General features: G+C 56.6%; 12 protein-coding genes. 10 read left to right on the forward strand and 2 right to left on the reverse strand.

Going from position 1 to position 16,966, the window contains the following annotated elements; genetic code table 11:
• The first annotated feature begins 6 nt into the window (after nucleotides 1–6).
• The 4 genes from PW844_RS28790 (at nucleotide 7) to PW844_RS28805 (ending at nucleotide 3,064) form a co-directional block, all read left to right on the forward strand.
• Nucleotides 7–1,434, forward strand: coding sequence for a glycoside hydrolase family 1 protein (locus PW844_RS28790; protein ID WP_299460128.1), 1,428 nt, complete (start codon nucleotides 7–9; stop codon nucleotides 1,432–1,434).
• Between the two features lie 10 nt (nucleotides 1,435–1,444).
• Nucleotides 1,445–1,762, forward strand: a complete 318-nt coding sequence (locus PW844_RS28795) for a PTS sugar transporter subunit IIB (RefSeq protein WP_084876532.1) — start codon at nucleotides 1,445–1,447, stop codon at nucleotides 1,760–1,762.
• Nucleotides 1,763–1,841: 79 nt separating this feature from the next.
• Nucleotides 1,842–2,615: an FCD domain-containing protein gene (locus PW844_RS28800; RefSeq protein ID WP_084878568.1), complete on the forward strand. Its 774-nt coding sequence runs from the start codon at nucleotides 1,842–1,844 to the stop codon at nucleotides 2,613–2,615.
• The gene (locus PW844_RS28805) at nucleotides 2,615–3,064 is read left to right on the forward strand and encodes a GNAT family N-acetyltransferase (protein ID WP_299460133.1); all 450 of its coding nucleotides are present in this window, start codon (nucleotides 2,615–2,617) and stop codon (nucleotides 3,062–3,064) included. The genes PW844_RS28800 and PW844_RS28805 overlap by 1 nt, the downstream gene beginning before the upstream one ends.
• Nucleotides 3,065–3,110: 46 nt before the next feature.
• On the opposite strand, the gene PW844_RS28810 is transcribed toward PW844_RS28805, so the two are convergent.
• Nucleotides 3,111–4,634 carry a methyl-accepting chemotaxis protein gene (locus PW844_RS28810; protein WP_299460136.1) on the reverse strand — a complete coding sequence of 508 codons (1,524 nt, stop codon included), beginning with the start codon at nucleotides 4,632–4,634 and terminating at the stop codon, nucleotides 3,111–3,113.
• A gap of 166 nt (nucleotides 4,635–4,800) precedes the next feature.
• Nucleotides 4,801–5,802: an HTH-type transcriptional regulator GalR gene (gene galR / locus PW844_RS28815; RefSeq protein WP_299460139.1), complete on the reverse strand. Its 1,002-nt coding sequence runs from the start codon at nucleotides 5,800–5,802 to the stop codon at nucleotides 4,801–4,803.
• Nucleotides 5,803–5,997: 195 nt separating this feature from the next.
• Here galR and PW844_RS28820 point away from each other — a divergent pair, with 195 nt between their 5' ends.
• The 6 genes from PW844_RS28820 to PW844_RS28845 all read left to right on the forward strand — a co-directional run bounded on the left by PW844_RS28820 (nucleotide 5,998) and on the right by PW844_RS28845 (nucleotide 16,858).
• Nucleotides 5,998–8,271, forward strand: coding sequence for a molybdopterin-dependent oxidoreductase (locus tag PW844_RS28820; protein ID WP_299460142.1), 2,274 nt, complete (start codon nucleotides 5,998–6,000; stop codon nucleotides 8,269–8,271).
• 275 nt (nucleotides 8,272–8,546) lie between these two features.
• Nucleotides 8,547–10,277, forward strand: coding sequence for a penicillin-binding transpeptidase domain-containing protein (locus tag PW844_RS28825; RefSeq protein ID WP_299460145.1), 1,731 nt, complete (start codon nucleotides 8,547–8,549; stop codon nucleotides 10,275–10,277).
• Nucleotides 10,278–10,701: 424 nt separating this feature from the next.
• Entirely contained in the window at nucleotides 10,702–10,890 is a 189-nt protein-coding gene (locus tag PW844_RS28830; RefSeq protein ID WP_299460147.1) for a toxin-antitoxin system HicB family antitoxin, read from the forward strand.
• A gap of 291 nt (nucleotides 10,891–11,181) precedes the next feature.
• The gene (locus PW844_RS28835) at nucleotides 11,182–12,318 is read left to right on the forward strand and encodes an efflux RND transporter periplasmic adaptor subunit (protein ID WP_299460150.1); all 1,137 of its coding nucleotides are present in this window, start codon (nucleotides 11,182–11,184) and stop codon (nucleotides 12,316–12,318) included.
• A 9-nt stretch (nucleotides 12,319–12,327) separates the two neighbouring features.
• A complete protein-coding gene (locus tag PW844_RS28840; protein WP_299460153.1) occupies nucleotides 12,328–15,462 on the forward strand; it encodes an efflux RND transporter permease subunit in 3,135 nt (1,044 codons plus the stop codon).
• On the forward strand, nucleotides 15,452–16,858 hold the full coding sequence (locus PW844_RS28845; RefSeq protein WP_299460155.1) for an efflux transporter outer membrane subunit: 1,407 nt from the start codon (nucleotides 15,452–15,454) through the stop codon (nucleotides 16,856–16,858). The genes PW844_RS28840 and PW844_RS28845 overlap by 11 nt, the downstream gene beginning before the upstream one ends.
• The last annotated feature ends 108 nt before the right edge of the window (nucleotides 16,859–16,966 follow it).

Genomic DNA, 16,966 nt, shown 5'->3' on the forward strand with positions numbered 1-16,966 from the left:
GCAAGCATGAGTACCCATCATATCCCGCTACCGGACGGCTTTATTCTCGGCGCGGCGGCTTCAGCATGGCAAACCGAGGGCTGGAGCGGCAAAAAACCGGGGCAGGATTCATATCTGGACGCCTGGTATACCCATGATCGTGATGTGTGGCACAACGGCTACGGCCCGGCGGTGGCGACGGATTTTATTAACCGATTCCGCGAAGATGTGGCGCTGATGAAAGCAGCGGGCCTGACGCACTATCGCACCTCGATTAACTGGTCGCGCTTCCTCACCGATTACGAAAACGCCGTGGTGGATGAGGAGTACGCGGCGTATTACGACCAGCTGATTGATGAGCTGCACCGCAACGGTATTGAGCTGATGCTGTGCCTCGAACATTACGAGTTGCCAGCGCAGTTGCTGGAACAATATGGCGGCTGGCAATCGAAGCATGTGGTGGAGCTGTTCACCCGCTATGCCGCGCAGGTCTTCACCCGTTACGCCGCAAAAGTGACGCGCTGGTTTGTTTTCAACGAGCCGATTGTGGTGCAGACACGCGTCTATCTGGATGCGTTGCGCTGGCCTTATGAGCAGAACACCCATAAGTGGATGCAGTGGAATCATCATAAAAATCTGGCGACGGCAAAGGTGGTGCAGCTGTTTCGTCAGCAGGGCTATGCCGGAACGGTTGGCACCATCCTTAATCCGGAAGTCACGTATCCCCGCTCAACCGCCGCGCATGATGTGAAAGCGGCCAGCATGTATGACCTGTTCTATAACCGGGTGTTTCTCGACCCGGCAATCAAAGGGGAATATCCCGCCGAACTGCTGCAACTGCTGGAAAAGCATCAGATCAGGTGGGAGGTGACGGCGGAAGAACTGGCGATTATCGCAGCCAACACCGTTGATGAGGTGGGCCTGAATCTTTATTACCCGCATCGGGTGAAGGCCCCGTCCCGTGCCTGGCACCCTGAGACACCGTTTCATCCGGCGTACTACTACGAACATTTTGACCTGCCAGGCCGACGAATGAATACCTCGCGGGGCTGGGAAATTCAGCCGCGCATCATCTACGACATGGCGCAACGCATGAAACAGGAATACGGCAACCTGCCGTGGTTTGTGGCGGAAAGCGGCATGGGCATTGAAAACGAAGCGCGTTTTAAGGATGCGCAGGGCGTTATTCAGGACGATTACCGCATCAATTTTATTGCCGAACATCTGCATCAGGCGCTGCGCGCGCAGGCGGCGGGCTGCCATTGCCAGGGCTACATGCTGTGGGCCTTCACCGATAACGTCTCGCCGATGAATGCGTTTAAAAATCGCTACGGATTAATCGAAATCGACCTGGATAACCATCGTCAGCGCCGGATGAAAAAGTCAGCGCATTGGTTTCGTCAGCTGCGTGATAGTCAGCAACTGACGCTGAATATTAATGATGAAGTGAAATAAGGATGCCAACATGAAACGAATCGTACTGGCCTGTGCGGCAGGCATGTCTACCTCAATGGTGGTTACCCGGATGGAAAAAGAGGCGGCGGCGCGCGGTCTTGAGTACCAGATCTACGCTATCCCGGAGCAAAACCTGCGCGAAGAGTTACAAAACTACGGCCACGAGGTGGCGGTGGTGCTGCTGGGGCCGCAGGTGCGTTTTAAGCTAGAGGAAAACAAAAAGCTCACCGACAGTTATCAGCTGCCGATTGCGGTGATCGATACTCTGGCTTACGGCACGCTGAATGGTGCAAAGGTACTCGATCAGGCGCTGGCTTTGGTACACTAGCGCCCAGATAGCAGACAGGTTCCGGCGCGCAATGGAAGCAGCTGGAACCTTGTGCGCCATGAAGCATAAGGGTGACAGCGTGGAAAAAGCCGAAGCGCCACAAGAGAAAAAGCAGTATCAGGAAATTGGGCAGCATCTGCGCCAGCAAATCATTGATGGGCATTACCCGGTAGGTTCGCGCCTGCCACCGGAGCGTCAGTTGGCGGAAACCTGGGGCGTGAGTCGTACTATCGTGCGTGAAGCCTTACTGATGCTGGAGCTGGAAGGGACGGTCGATATTCGTCAAGGCTCGGGCGTTTACGTAATGCGTATCCCTTCGGACAGTGATGATGCGGAAGAAGCTTTTTTCCGCAGCGATGTTGGCCCTTTCGAAATGCTTCAGGCACGCCAGTTGCTGGAGAGCAACATCGCCGCCTTCGCGGCCAAAATGGCGACCAAAGCCGATATTGAAAACCTGCGCCGCACCCTGGAGCAGGAGCAACGTGCCATCGCGCTCAACGACAGCAGCCAGGATAACGATAAGCTGTTTCATCTGTTGCTGGCGGGGGCGACACAAAATCAGATGCTGCTGGATACCGTCACCAGCGTCTGGCGTCATCATGAAGCCAGCCCGCTGTGGCAGCAGCTGCGCCCGCAGTTTGAAACCCGCGCATATCGCCTCAAGTGGTTGGGCGACCATCAAACCATCCTCGCAGCGTTGCGTCGCCGTGACGTGATGGGGGCCTGGCAGGCGATGTGGCAACATCTGGAAAATGTGAAAAATACCCTGCTGGAACTCTCTGATGCGGATGCGCCGGATTTTGACGGTTATCTGTTTGAATCAGTGCCTATTTTTCAGGGGAAATTAATGTAATGCAGATTCTGCCACTCCAGGAAGTGCCTCATTTCGCCTCACAGATTACCGATTGGTTGTGGCGGGAATTTGGTGAAGGTACCCCGCGTGAGTTTTATGCCAGCATTGTAAAAAGCAGCCTGAAAGGGGCTGATTTTCCGGTGACCTTTGTGGCGCTGGATGGGGGCAGGCCGCTGGGAACGGTGGGGTTCTGGCGCTGCGATTTGATCAGCCGCCAGGATCTCTATCCCTGGCTGGCGGCGTTGTTTATCGAAGAAGATGCGCGCGGGCAAGGCGTCAGCCAGGCGCTGCAACAGCATGTTATCGACTATGCCCGCGAGCGCGGCTATGACCGGCTGTGGTTGTGGTCCACCTTTGCCGGATATTACGAGCGTTTTGGCTGGAAGTTCGCGGAGGAAGCGCTGGAGTACCCGGATACGGTGGTAAGGGTGTATCAGCGGGCACTTTAACTGACCCGGTCGGCATGAATGCCGACCCTGGAGATGATTGTGCGTGTCAGGCGCGATGTAAACGAAACGCGCCGACCAGCCGTGAAACATGCTCCGCCTGTTCCTGCAACGACTGAGACGCCGCCGACGCCTGCTCCACCAGCGCCGCATTCTGCTGCGTCACATCATCCATTTGATCAATCGCCCGATGCACCTGGTTAATCCCCTGGCTTTGCTCTGCGGCGGCGGTGGCGATTTCACTCACCAGGCTATTGACCTGCGTAATCACTTCATTGACCGACTGAATGCTGTCGCCCACCTGCGCCGCCTGCTGCGCGCCGGACTCAATCAAATTGGCTGAGGCTTCAATCAGCGTTTTAATTTCCCGTGCGGCGGTAGTGGAGCGATGGGACAGGTTGCGTACTTCTCCGGCCACCACGGCAAAGCCTTTGCCATGTTCCCCGGCACGCGCGGCTTCGACGGCGGCATTTAATGCCAGGATATTGGTCTGAAACGCAATGCCTTCAATCAGGCCGGTAATATCTTTAACTTTTAACGCACTTAAATGGATGTCGTTCATGGTGCTGAGCATGGTATCCAGCGATGCGGTACTCTGGCGCGACAGCGTGCTGGCATTATCCGCCAGTCGGGTCGCATCGCGCGTGTGGTCGGCGGTCTGGCGCACAGTTTCACTCAGCTCGGTCATGCTGGCAGCGGTCTGCTCCAGCGAGGCGGCCTGTTGCTCGGTACGTGCCGAGAGATCTTCATTACCGGCAGCGATTTGCGTTGAAGCGCTGCTCACCGACCCGGCTGCGGTGTTCACCGCTGTCAGAGATTTTGAAATATGGCGCATCAGCTTATTAAAGTAACCGGCCATTCTGCTCACTTCATCGTTGCGGCTTTCGTCAGCCGCCACCGTGAGATCGAGATGCTCAGTTGCCTGCGCCATAATCGTCGAGATGTTGTTCAGGCTGCGGCGGATGTGCTTAATGGTCAGCAGCGCGAATACCACAATCATCAGCACCGCGACGGTGATCCCCGCTACGGTTGCCCAGCTGACAAAATGAAAAATGGTGCGGTTGGTGGCCCGCAGTTGGTCGCCAATTGTCATGTTGAGCGCCATTTGCTGGCGATAATCGGCAATCAGCGTCTGGAGCGCGCTGCCCATGCCGCCCGCGTTCTCCAGCTGGCTCGGGGCATTGGCTTTCACTGCGGCCAGGAATGCGGGCAGACGGTCGCTGATCACCTTGAGGGTGTCGCTCGCCTGCTGCGCCATCCCAGCGTCTTTATCACTGGCGATATGGTCGTTTTGATACGCATTTTGCTGGTCGCGAATCTGCGCGATTTGTTGTGTTATCTGCGCTTCAGCGGCTGCGCTTTTGCTGTTTTGATATTGATACAAGGTCAGATACAGCTGCTGGCTGTGATCCGTGAGTTCGCTAAGGAGTTTGATCGAGGGAATAGCACGGCTTTGCACGTTTTCGAAGCGGTCCTGAAAGCCGCTGATAAAAGCAATCGCCAGGGTTCCCTGCGCCACGATTACGGCAGTAATAAACGCTAATGCCAGAAGCAGACGTCGGGAAATACTCATAAGTCCTCCTTGATGTTCAGTCGATCCTGGCTGGCACGGCCAGAAGGGTGTCCGGCAGGTATCGGCAGAGACGTTAAAGAGGTTTAATGTTTTTTTACTTCTGTGTTCCAAATTTGTGACGAATACCCAGGGCGATTTGCATCGCCCTTACGGATAACGACAAAATTTAACCAGGTCCGCTGACGGAATGGCGTCGCACCAGCGTCGGGCTGAACATGTTAGTCACTTCCGGCATCGGCGTATCATTGGCCAGCGCTAAGGCTAGCTGCGCGGCCTGCTGCGCCATGGTGACAATCGGGTAGCGTACCGTGGTCAGACGCGGACGGACGTAGCGCGACACCAGCACATCATCGAAACCAATCAGCGACATCTCTTCCGGTACGCGGATGCCGTTGTCGCTCATCACTGCCAGTGCGCCTGCGGCCATAGAATCGTTATAACAAGCCACCGCCGTGAACTGTTTGCCGCGGCCAAGCAGCTCGGTCATTGCCTGCTCGCCGCCTACTTCATCCGGTTCGCCCCAGGCAACCAGCCGGTCGTTGCTCGGCAAGCCGTGTTCCTTCAGCGCATCGTAATAGCCTTGCAGGCGATCTTCGGCATCCGAAATGGTGTGGGTGGAGCAGATAAAGGCGATTTGCGTGTGGCCCTGCTGGATCAGATGACGTGTTGCCAGCCACGCTCCGTAGCGGTCGTCCAGCGCGATGCAGCGTGATTCAAACCCTTTCAGCAGCCGGTTGAGCAGCACCATCCCTGGCACCTGCTTCATCAGCACTTCCAGATCCGCGTCCGGGATTTTTTTGGCATGCACCACCAGCGCATCGCAACGATGGCGCATCAGTTGCTCAATCGCCTGACGCTCTTTTTGCTCATTATGGTAACCGTTACCAATCAGCAAAAAGTTACCGGTCTGACCCGCCACTTCATCAACCGCTTTCACCATCGCGCCGAAAAACGGGTCGGAAACATCGCCGACCACCAGGCCGAGGGTCTCGGTGGATTGCTGTGCCAGCGCGCGTGCGTTGGCGTTCGGGTGATACTGCAACTGCTCCATTGCCATGGTGACGGCGAGGCGTGAGTTCTCGCTGGCCTTGGGGGAATTATTAATCACGCGGGATACGGTCGCGACCGAGACCCCAGCCATTCTGGCAACATCCTTAATGGTAGCCATTCGTTAACCTGCTTCCGGGAAAACGTTTACACATGCCACCAGTGTTACGGAAATCACCCAGCGTCGCAACCCGGCAGAATGCCAGCGCTGTCGCAAAAGTGCGGAAAATCAGACGGTCGCGGCCAGGCTTTAGCCCGATACGCCCCGCATGTTATGCTGCCAGAACTAACAACACCTGCCTGCCGGACCATAACCATGAAAACACGCGTGCCACACCTGGCGCATTGGGGCGCTTTTACCGCCGTAACGGAGCATGATCGCCTGACTGGCTGCGAACCTTTCTTCGCGGATGCCGATCCTTCGCCGATGCTGAATACCATTCCCGAACTGGTTTATTCGGATAAACGTATTCGCCAGCCGATGGTGCGCCGTTCGTGGCTGAAATCACGCGAGAACAGCGATCGTACCCTGCGTGGCCGTGAAGATTTTGTCGCGGTGGACTGGGATACCGCGCTGGACCTGGTGGCGGAGGAAAATCGCCGGGTGCGCGAACGTTACGGTGCTTCCGGCATTTTTAACGGTTCTTATGGCTGGTCATCAGCCGGGCGGGTAAACCATGCACGTACCCTGATTCGTCGCTTCTATTTTCAGGGCGGTGGCGGGGTTGACCAGCAGGGCAACTACAGCTGGGGTGCAGCGCAGTTCTTTTTACCTTATGTGATTGGTACCTATATGCCGCTGACCGGTCGCGTCACTGACTGGCCGGACGTGGTGGAACATGCGGAGATTTTTGTCGCTTTTGGCGGGCTGGCGCTGAAAAATGCCCAGGTGGCGTCCGGCGGGGCCGGGCAGCACAGCCTGAAACCGGCGCTGGAGCAGCTGACCGCTAAAGGTACGCCAATCATTAACATCAGCCCGATGCGTGATGATTGTCCGGCGTTCGTCAACGCAGAGTGGATTCCGATTCGGCCCAATACCGATGTGGCGCTGATGCTGGCGCTCGGGTTCGAAATCACCCGGCGTCAGGCGGTGGATGAGGCCTTTCTTGCCAGCCACTGTACCGGCTGGCCGCAGCTGCGCGCCTATCTGCTGGGCGAAAGCGACGGCGTGGCGAAAACCCCGGAGTGGGCCAGCCAGATTACCGGCATTCCGGCGGCGCGTATTGCATTGCTGGCGCAACAGCTGATCGGCAAACGCAGCTTTATTACCTGTTCTTATTCGGTACAGCGCGCTCATCGTGGCGAGCAGCCGTACTGGATGATGATTGCGTTGTCGTCGATGCTGGGCCAGCCCGGTTTGCCGGGTGGCGGCTTCTCGTTCGGTCATGGCTCGATGAACAGCGTTGGCAATCCGCGTCAGGAAGGTCCGGCACCGCTGATGAGCACCGGCCCTAATCCGTCTGGCCTGTCGATTCCGGTGGCGCGTATCAGCGATATGCTGCTCAACCCGGGGCAGCCTTATCGCTTCCAGGGCGAGACGCTGCATTATCCGGATATTCATCTGGTGCACTGGGCCGGTGGCAACCCGTTCCATCACCATCAGCAGCTGAATCGCCTGGTTGAAGGCTGGCAGCGCCCGGATACCGTGGTGGTGCAGGATATCGTCTGGACGCCTGCGGCGCAGATGGCGGATATCGTTTTGCCTGCCACCACCACGCTGGAGCGCAACGATATTGGCGGCTCCTCGCGTGACCGTTTTGTGCTGGCGATGCATCAGGCGATTAAACCGCAGCATCAGGCGCGTAATGACTTCGATATCTTTGCCGATCTCGCTGACCGCCTCGGCTATCGTGATGTCTTCACCGAAGGACGCAACGAGATGCAGTGGATCGAGCATCTGTATCAGCAATGCGCGGTGGCCCATGCGCGCAAAGGGATTCACTTCCCGGAGTTCGGTGAATTCTGGCAGCGCGGCTTCGTGGAAATTCCAGAAGGGGGGGCACCTTACGTATTTATGGATGAATTCCGCGCCAACCCGGTTACCCATCCGATTCAAACCGCCAGCGGTAAAATCGAACTTTTCTGCCAGACCATCGCCGATTATCAACTGGATGATTTTGCCGGTCACCCGGAATGGCGCGAGCCGCAGGAGTGGCTGGGGGCGGCGCTCAGTGAGCAGTTCCCGCTGCATATGATTTCAATTCAGCCATCCGATCGCCTGCATAGCCAGCTGGATGCCACCGCCACGGTACAGGCTAACAAAACCGCCGGACGCGAAACGCTATATATGCACCCGCAGGACGCGGCGGCGCGCGGGATTGTCGATGGTGATGAGATCGACGTCAGCAACGCGCGTGGCCGAATGCTGGCCGGGGTTCGCCTCACCGATGGCCTGACGCCGGGCGTGGTAATTATCTCCACCGGAGCCTGGTTTGACCCTGGTTTTGGCCGCGCCTGGCAGCCGTGGGACCGCGCAGGCAACCCCAATGTGCTGACGCTGGATATCGGTACCTCGTCGTTAACTCAGGGGCCGAACGCCATGAGTTGCCTGGTGGAAATCAAAAAACATGAGGTTTGCACAATCCAGTAAGAATCTCATCGCTGGTTACATTTTGCGGGTAACTGTTGCGTTTGAGAGATGGAATCCCGTCTCTGCGCCTTGCTACAGTCAGGGTCCCAGAGGTATTGATGGGTGAACATCAAAAAGTTTTCTTGATTACACCGACCTGCGCAGATGCGCAGGTTTTTTTTGTCTGCGGCCCACGCTAACGAACTGAAACACAGTTTTCCTGTTATCCCGCCTCGCCTTTCTTTATAACTGCTGCGATAGCCCCCGTTTTACTTTTTAATTGCAGTGGTAATACCATGGCCCGAATAAAAAAACTTCTGGGAAAAGACCAGATCCAGGCCCCATTCAATCCGTTTCGTTTTCGCCTGATTTGTTTAGGTGTGCTCGGTTGTATGGGGCTGTTACTGGCACGCGTCGCTGATTTACAGCTGATTAATCATCCGATGCTGGAACACGAAGCGGATCAGCGTTCGCTGCGTACCGTCACGTTGCCAACTAATCGTGGCACTCTGCTGGACCGTGACGGCGAAGCGCTGGCGCTCAGCGTCCCATCCCGCGATATCATTGCCGACCCGATGCGGGTACTGGAAAGTAACCCCGATTTTACCAGCGCCAAGTGGGCCTATCTGGCTAATGCGCTGAATATGCGGCCGGATCAGCTGGCGCAGCAGATTGTCGCCAACCCGAAAAAACGCTTCCTGTACCTCGGGCGTAAAATTGAGTTAAGCATCGCCAAAGATATCGCGGCGCTGCGCCTGAAAGGCATCAGCTCGGTGTATGACGACAGCCGTTTCTATCCGATGAGTGAAGCTGCTGCGCCATTGATTGGTATCGTCGGAGCGGATAACAATGGGCTGAATGGGCTGGAAAAAGGTTTTGACCGCTTGTTGCAGGGCGAAGAGGGTAAAGAGGTTTATCGCCAGGACAAAAACGGCAATATCATCTCGATGATTGATTACCAGCCACCGCAACAGCCACCCACGGTGCAGCTTAGCATCGATAAATTTGACCAGTACACGTTGTACAGCAAACTGCGCGATGGCGTGCTGCTGAACAAAGCCGACTCCGGCGCGGCGGTACTGGTGAAAATCGATACCGGCGAAATTCTGGCGATGGCGTCTTACCCGTCGTTCAACCCGAATAACTATGATGGCGCGACCCCCGCGCAGATGCGCAACACGGCGATAAACGACAGCTACGAACCCGGCTCCACGGTGAAACCGCTGGTGGTGATGGAAGGGCTGGAGCGCCATCTGGTGCGACCGGATTCAGTGATCGATACCACGCCTTATTCGGTTAACGGTCACCTGATCCGTGACGTTGGCCACTGGCCGCGTCTGACCATGACCGGCATTTTGCAGAAGTCGAGCGACATCGGGGTCTCCCATATTGCGCTGGCGATGCCTGCTGAGGCGCTGGTGAATACCTATCAGGCCTTTGGTCTCGGCAAACCCACCGGATTAGGGCTGACCGGCGAAAGCGTCGGTTACTTCCCGCTGCATCGTGAGCGTTGGGCGGATATCGAACGCGCGACCTTTGCCTTTGGTTACGGCCTGCGCGTCACGCCGCTGCAAATTGCGCGTGAATACGCCACGCTGGGGTCGTATGGCATCTATCGCCCGCTGTCGATCACCAAGGTGACGCCACCGGTGCTGGGTAAACAGGTGGCCGATCCGCAAATCGTGCAAACCGTGGTGCATATGCTGGAGAGCGACGTATTGCCAGGGGGAACCGGGGTGAAAGCCGCCGTGCCGGGTTACCGGCTGGCGACCAAAACCGGTACCGCAGAGAAGATGGGCAGCAGCGGTAAATATGATGGCGGTTACGTCAACTACACCGCAGGCATCGCACCCGCCAGCCATCCGGAAGTGGCGCTGGTGGTGATGATCAACCATCCGACCGCCGGTGACCACTTTGGTGGTTCGGTGGCGGCTCCGGTCTTCGGCAACATTATGGGGCCAGTGCTGAAACATATGAATATCGCGCCCGACGCCATCTACAGCAAACCAGCACCCGATAAATCTTAACGAAATCATGATGTAAACGAGGTGGTGAAGTTTTCACACCTCGTTGCATTTCCCCTAATTCCGTTGCGTTTTCCCGCTGTCGTCAGCACACCGTTGATGCGAGGATGAAAGTCCCAGAGGTATTGATGGGTGTGAAGAACGGCAGCTCACGCTGCTCACCCTGTTCTGTTGCACCGACCCACGCAGATGCGTGGGTTTTTTTTGCCTGCGATTCAGAGCCAAATCATGATGGTCAGGCAATGCTAAATCGCTCACACCTCTTATCTATCCCTTAACGTTCCCCCGCCAACAAAAAAATATCTCGTCGTGTAACGTATGCCACAACGCACTGCGATGTCGCATTCCATCAAGGTCCGCCAGCCCCTTACTGTGTTGGTAGCGCAGGTAAGGGGCGAATAACTTCTTTCCGTTGAGTCGAAACCCTATGCCAAAAATCAAAGACCGAACGCCAAAAGGCGAAGGCCGCTCGGCGGCATTTCAGCTACGTATTCATCCGGAATTGCATGATCAGTTACGCGCGCTAACCGATGATGACAACGTGACCTTGTCTTACTGGTTAAAGGATTTGGCACGGCGTGAGCTACGCCGTCGCGGGATAGAACCGAAAGGTTAACGACGCGCGATAAATCGCGCCGCTACATATGTGGGTGCAAAGTTTAGCAGTGGCGCTAACCAACGCAGTTACCGTAGCGGCGCGATTTATCGCGCTTAAGCCTTTTCACAAGGCCGAAAACCCGCAAAAAGCTAAAAAACACAGCGATTTATCGCACGAAAGGTTTACCATTTTCGTTTCGAAAATATGTTTTACGCAACCTTAACAGCTGTGTAGTTGCACCCTGCCTACAATGACTTTCCTTGAGAGTAATCATTCTCATTACTTTTACCCATCTTGTTGAGAAAAACTATGCGCCTGAAACTTCTTTCTGCCAGCGTCGTGTTTTTACTGGCAGCCTGTGATCAGGGCGGAGCTACACCCGCCGCGTCTGCGACGCCGCAAGTCGGCGTCGTCACCCTGAAAACTGAGCCTGTCACGCTGGTGACGCAACTGCCTGGCCGCACCACGGCGGTAAGAACCGCTCAGGTGCGTCCGCAGGTCAGCGGTGTGATCCAAAAAATACTTTTCACCGAAGGGGGAGAAGTGAAAGAGGGTCAGCCGTTGTATCAAATCGACCCGGCCACGTATAAAGCCTCTTATGACAAAGCCATGGCGACCTGGCAAAACGATGCCATGCTGGCGAAACGCTATCAGCCACTGGCGGCCGCCCACGCCATCAGCCAGCAAACCTACGATGATGCGGTGGCGGCCGAGCGCGAAGCGAAAGCCGATGTGGAAACCGCCAAAGTGAATCTCGACTACACCCTGGTGAAAGCACCGATCTCCGGTCATATCAGCCGTTCGATTTACACCGCCGGTGCGCTGGTCACTGACGGGCAAACCGATTATCTCGCCACCATTACCCAGCTTGATCCCATCTATGTCGATGTGAATCAGTCGTCAACCGATCTGCTGCACCTGCGCCGCGCGCTGGCTGACGGCAAGATCGCGAAGATCGACGATAACACTGCCGCCGTGGGCCTCTCGCTGGAAGATGGCAGCCATTATGGCGCGCAGGGCAAACTGGCCTTCTCGGAAGTGAATGTGGATACCGCCACCGGCACCGTGGTGCTGCGCGCGGTGTTCCCGAACCCGAAAGATGAGTTACTGCCGGGGATGTATGTGCACGCCAGCTTCCCGCAGGGCGTCCAGCAGCAGGGCATCCTGGTGCCGCAGGAATCCATCATGCATGACACCAAAGGCCAGCCTTACGTCTATGTGGTGAAAAGCGATAACACCATTGAGCAGCGCAGCATCAGCACCGGCGAGATGATCAAAGGGGAGTGGCTGGTTACCGGAGGCCTGAAAGAGGGCGAGAAGGTGGTGGTAAACAATCTGCAAAGTGTACGCAGCGGCGTCAAAGTGACCACCACGGCGGCCGATACCAATGACACGCCTGCCGCCAATGCCGTCAGCCTCTCCATGACTGATGCTGCGGCACAATAAGGGGGCGTAATGTCTAAGTTTTTTATTGAACGCCCGATATTTGCGTGGGTGATCGCGATCATTGTGATGCTGGTAGGGGCGATTGCGACGCTCAAACTGCCGGTTAACCAATACCCCGATATCTCACCCCCGGCGGTGTCGATTTCCGTCACCTATCCCGGTGCCAGTGCCGAAACCACGCAAAACACCGTGGTGCAGGTGATTGAACAGCAACTTAACGGCCTGGACGGTCTGCGTTACCTCGAATCCAGCAGTGCATCCGACGGTAGTGCGCAGATCATCGCCACCTTCAACCAGGGGATTAACCCGGATATTGCGCAGGTACAGGTGCAGGACCGCGTTTCTCTGGCGGAGTCGCAATTACCGACCGATGTGACCCAGCAGGGTATCCGCATCCGTAAGTACCAGAAAAACTTCATGATGGTGGTTGGCCTGATTTCGAAAGACGGCAAGCTGACCAACGGTGACCTCGCGGATATGCTGGTCTCCAAACTGGAAGACCCGATTTCACGTACCCCAGGTGTCGGTGACTTTATGGTGCTGGGTTCCGAATACGCCATGCGTATCTGGCTCGATCCCGCCAAATTGTACAAATACAACCTGATGCCGAGCGATGTCAGCACCGCGATTGATAATCAGAACGTGCAGGTGTCTTCCGGTTCGCTGGGCGGTCTGCCGACCATTCAGGGCGCAAAAACCCAGGCAACGGTACTTGGCAAAACCCGTTTCACCACGGTGAAGCAGTTTGAGAACGTACTGCTGAAAGTGAACAGCGATGGCTCTCAGGTGCGCCTGAAAGATGTGGCGTCGGTAGCACTGGGGCCACAAAGCTACGGCATTGACGCCACGCTCAACGGCAAACCGGCGGCAGGTATCGCGTTGCGTCTGGCAACCGGTGCCAACGAGCTGAACACCGCGAAAGCGGTCCGTCAGACGATTGCCGATTTGAAAGAGTCGCTGCCGGATAACGTGGAAGTCACCTATCCCTACGACACCTCACCGGTGGTGAGCGCGTCGATTGAAGAAGTGGTGAAAACGCTGATCGAAGCCGTGGTTCTGGTGTTCTTCGTGATGCTTATCTTCCTGCAAAACCTGCGCGCGACCATGATCACCACGCTGGTGGTGCCGGTGGTGCTGCTGGGTACTTTCGGTATCCTTGCGGCCTTCGGCTACAGCATCAACACCCTGACGATGTTCGGGATGGTGCTGGCGATAGGGCTATTGGTGGATGATGCCATCGTAGTGGTGGAGAACGTCGAGCGTGTGATGCACGAAGAACGGCTCGATCCGAAAACCGCCACCATCAAATCGATGCAGCAAATCCAGGGCGCGCTGTTTGGTATCGCGCTGGTGCTGTCGGCGGTACTGCTGCCGATGGCTTTCTTCGCTGGATCAACCGGGGTTATCTATCGTCAGTTCTCAATCACCATTGTGTCAGCGATGGCGCTGTCGGTGATTATGGCGCTGATCTTCACCCCGGCGCTGTGCGCCACCCTGCTGAAAGCCAGTTCGGCCGAGCACAAAACCACCGGGTTTGCCGGTTGGTTTAACCGCAAGTTTGATAGCGGTGCGATGCACTACACCCGCGGCGTGAGTAAAGTCATCTCACGGCGCGGGCTGTTTATGGTGGTGTATCTGGTGATTGTCGGGGTAACGGGCTTTCTGTTTACCCGCGTACCGACCACCTTCCTGCCCAATGAAGACCAGGGCCTGATGATGGTGCAGATGACCCTGCCGGTAAACGCCTCGTCGCAGCGTACCCAGCAGGTGATCAACGACCTGAATGATTACCTGCAAAAGAACGAAGCTTCCGTGGTCACCACCACCTTTGGCGTGGCGGGCTTTAACTTTGCCGGTCGCGGTCAGAGTAACGCCATGGCGTTTGTGCGTCTGAAAGACTGGGGGGAACGAACCCATAGTGGCCAGAGCGTACAGGATTTGGCCAACCGGGTAATGGCGCATTTCGCCAATTACAAAAACGCCAAAATCTTTGCCATGGTGCCGCCTGCGGTGATGGAGCTGGGTAATGCCACCGGCTTTGACCTCTATTTGCAGGATACCGGTGCGCACACCCATCAGCAGATGATGGATGCCACGCATCAGTTAATTGCCCTGGCGAACAAAGACCCGCGTCTGGCTCAGGTACGCATGAATGGCCTGGAAGATGAGCCGCAGTATCAACTGGAGATTAATGACGAGAAAGCCAGCGCGCTCGGCCTGAGCATGACCGATATCAACAACACCTTGTCGGTGGCCTGGGGCTCCAGCTATATCGACCAGTTCATGTACAACGGCCGTGTCAAAGAGGTGTACCTGATGGGGAAAGCGGATTCCCGCGTGACGCCGTCTGACCTCAATAAATGGTACTTCCGCAACACCAGCGGCACCATGGTTCCATTCTCCGCCTTTGCCTCCGGTAAATGGGTGTATGGCTCGCCGCATTTCGAACGCTTTAACGGCCTGACGGCGGAAGAGATCCTCGGCTCCCCGGCTCCGGGTAAAAGTACCGGTGAAGCGATGACAGCGGTTGAGGAGCTGGCGAAGCAGCTGCCGAGCGGTTTCCGCGTGCAGTGGTACGGCATCTCTTATGAGGAGCAGGCATCAGGCAACCAGACCACTCAGCTGTATGCCATCTCGATTCTGGTGGTGTTCCTGTGCCTGGCGGCGCTGTACGAAAGCTGGTCGATTCCGTTCTCGGTGATTCTGGTGGTGCCGCTTGGCGTGCTGGGCACCATCTGCGCGGTGTTGCTGCGTGGCTTGCAGAACGATGTGTTCTTCCAGGTAGGGCTATTAACCACCGTCGGGCTGGCGGCGAAGAACGCCATCCTGATTGTTGAATTTGCGAAGGAACTGCACGAGCGGGAAGGCAAGAGCCTGGTGGAAGCGGCGGTGGAGGCAGCCAGGCTGCGTATCCGCCCGATCATCATGACGTCAATGGCCTTTATCCTCGGCGTGCTGCCGCTCACCATCTCTAACGGTGCGGGCGCGGGTAGCCAGCACTCCATCGGTACGGCGGTGGCTGGCGGGATGATTACCGCGACCTTCCTCGCCATCTTCTTTGTGCCGATGTTCTACGTGGTGGTGTCGCAGTTCTTCGCGCGTAAGAAAAACGCATCCGCAGAGGGGGTGCAGCATGATAACTAAAACCTTTAACTGGGCGCTGCTGCCGCTGGCCGCTGCCCTGGGCTTAACCGGCTGCACCATGGAGCCGCATTATCAGCGCCCGGCGATGCCGGTGGATGCCCATTACGATCAGCCCACCGCAGTGGGCAATGTGGCGGATTTGCCGTGGCAGAATTTTTTCACCGATGCCACGATGCGTAATCTGATCCAGCTTTCACTCGATAACAACCGCGACCTGCGCGTCGCGGCCCTCAATGTCGAAGAGGCGCGTAACGATGTCACGGTGCAGCGCGCTGCGCTGATGCCGTCAATTGACGCCACGGCCAGCCAGACCTCGGCTCATGAGCCGGGCAATCTGTACAACACCAAAACCACCGGTCCGATCACTTACCACGAGCTGAACGCCGGTCTGGGCGTCACCTCATGGGAACTGGATTTCTTTGGCCGGTTGCGCAGCCTGCGCGATCAGGCGCAGGAAACCTATCTCTCGACCGCAGCAACCGAGCGTGCCACCCGGATCTCGCTGATTTCGGAAGTGGCCACTGCCTGGCTGACCCTGTGTTCAGATAACGATCTGCTGCATCTGGCGCAGCACACCGCCCAGAGCCAGCAGGATTCGTACCGGCTGACCAAAATGAGCTATGACGGTGGCGTCAGCAGCGACCAGGACCTGGCCGAAGCAGAAAGCACGGTGCGTGCGGCCGAGGCGGATGTCGCCAGCTACACCCGTCAGGTACGCCAGGATGTGGATGCGCTGCGTCTGCTGGTGGGCACCGATCTGCCGGTGTCGCTGCTGTCCCATGCGTCGCTGGATGCCAACTGGCAGTTCCCGGCCACACCAGCCGGATTGCCGTCAGATTTGCTGACGCGCCGTCCGGATGTGATGGCTGCCGAACATACGCTGAAAGCCGCTAATGCCAATATCGGTGCAGCGCGCGCGGCCTTCTTCCCGAGCATTACGCTGACGGCATCCGGTGGCTCCACCAGTAGCTCGCTTGGCAGCCTGCTGGGTGGCGGTACCGGTGCCTGGTCGTTTGTCCCCTCGATTAACCTGCCGATTTTTGACGGCGGCAAAAACGAGGCTAACCTGAACATCGCCCATATCGAAAAACGCATTGAGATCGCCAACTATGAGAAAGCGATCCAGACCGCGTTTAAAGAAGTGAACGATGCGCTGGCCGGTCAGGACACCTGGCAGGATCAAATGACGGCCCTGCAAAAAGAGGTAGGTGCGAATCAGCGCGACTACGACTATTCTGAATTGCGGTATAAGCAGGGCGTTGATAATTATCTCAATGTGTTAGTGGCTCAACGTTCTCTTTACAGCGCACAACAAACGCTGATTAGCGCGCATCTGGGCCAGTTAAGCCAGAAAATCACGTTGTACAAGGCACTCGGCGGCGGCTGGAAATCCTGAGGATCTTAACGATACCCTTACGGTTTGAGCATGGAATAAAATATGTATTTCAGCCGATAATACGCGCAGTAATGATTTACCTTTGAAATAATCCCCTGTTTTTCAGGG

The organism is Pantoea sp. (genome assembly GCF_028283705.1).
Classification (GTDB): Bacteria; Pseudomonadota; Gammaproteobacteria; order Enterobacterales; family Enterobacteriaceae; genus Pantoea.

Excerpts from the sequence above, each read along its gene's own strand:
- PW844_RS28790 (WP_299460128.1), top strand. The coding sequence starts at position 7 with ATGAGTACCCATCATATCCCGCTACCGGACGGCTTTATTCTCGGCGCG.
- galR (WP_299460139.1), bottom strand. The coding sequence starts at position 5,802 with ATGGCTACCATTAAGGATGTTGCCAGAATGGCTGGGGTCTCGGTCGCG.
- PW844_RS28845 (WP_299460155.1), top strand. The coding sequence starts at position 15,452 with ATGATAACTAAAACCTTTAACTGGGCGCTGCTGCCGCTGGCCGCTGCC.
- PW844_RS28840 (WP_299460153.1), top strand. The coding sequence starts at position 12,328 with ATGTCTAAGTTTTTTATTGAACGCCCGATATTTGCGTGGGTGATCGCG.
- PW844_RS28825 (WP_299460145.1), top strand. The coding sequence starts at position 8,547 with ATGGCCCGAATAAAAAAACTTCTGGGAAAAGACCAGATCCAGGCCCCA.
- PW844_RS28830 (WP_299460147.1), top strand. The coding sequence starts at position 10,702 with ATGCCAAAAATCAAAGACCGAACGCCAAAAGGCGAAGGCCGCTCGGCG.
- PW844_RS28835 (WP_299460150.1), top strand. The coding sequence starts at position 11,182 with ATGCGCCTGAAACTTCTTTCTGCCAGCGTCGTGTTTTTACTGGCAGCC.
- PW844_RS28805 (WP_299460133.1), top strand. The coding sequence starts at position 2,615 with ATGCAGATTCTGCCACTCCAGGAAGTGCCTCATTTCGCCTCACAGATT.
- PW844_RS28795 (WP_084876532.1), top strand. The coding sequence starts at position 1,445 with ATGAAACGAATCGTACTGGCCTGTGCGGCAGGCATGTCTACCTCAATG.
- PW844_RS28810 (WP_299460136.1), bottom strand. The coding sequence starts at position 4,634 with ATGAGTATTTCCCGACGTCTGCTTCTGGCATTAGCGTTTATTACTGCC.
- PW844_RS28820 (WP_299460142.1), top strand. The coding sequence starts at position 5,998 with ATGAAAACACGCGTGCCACACCTGGCGCATTGGGGCGCTTTTACCGCC.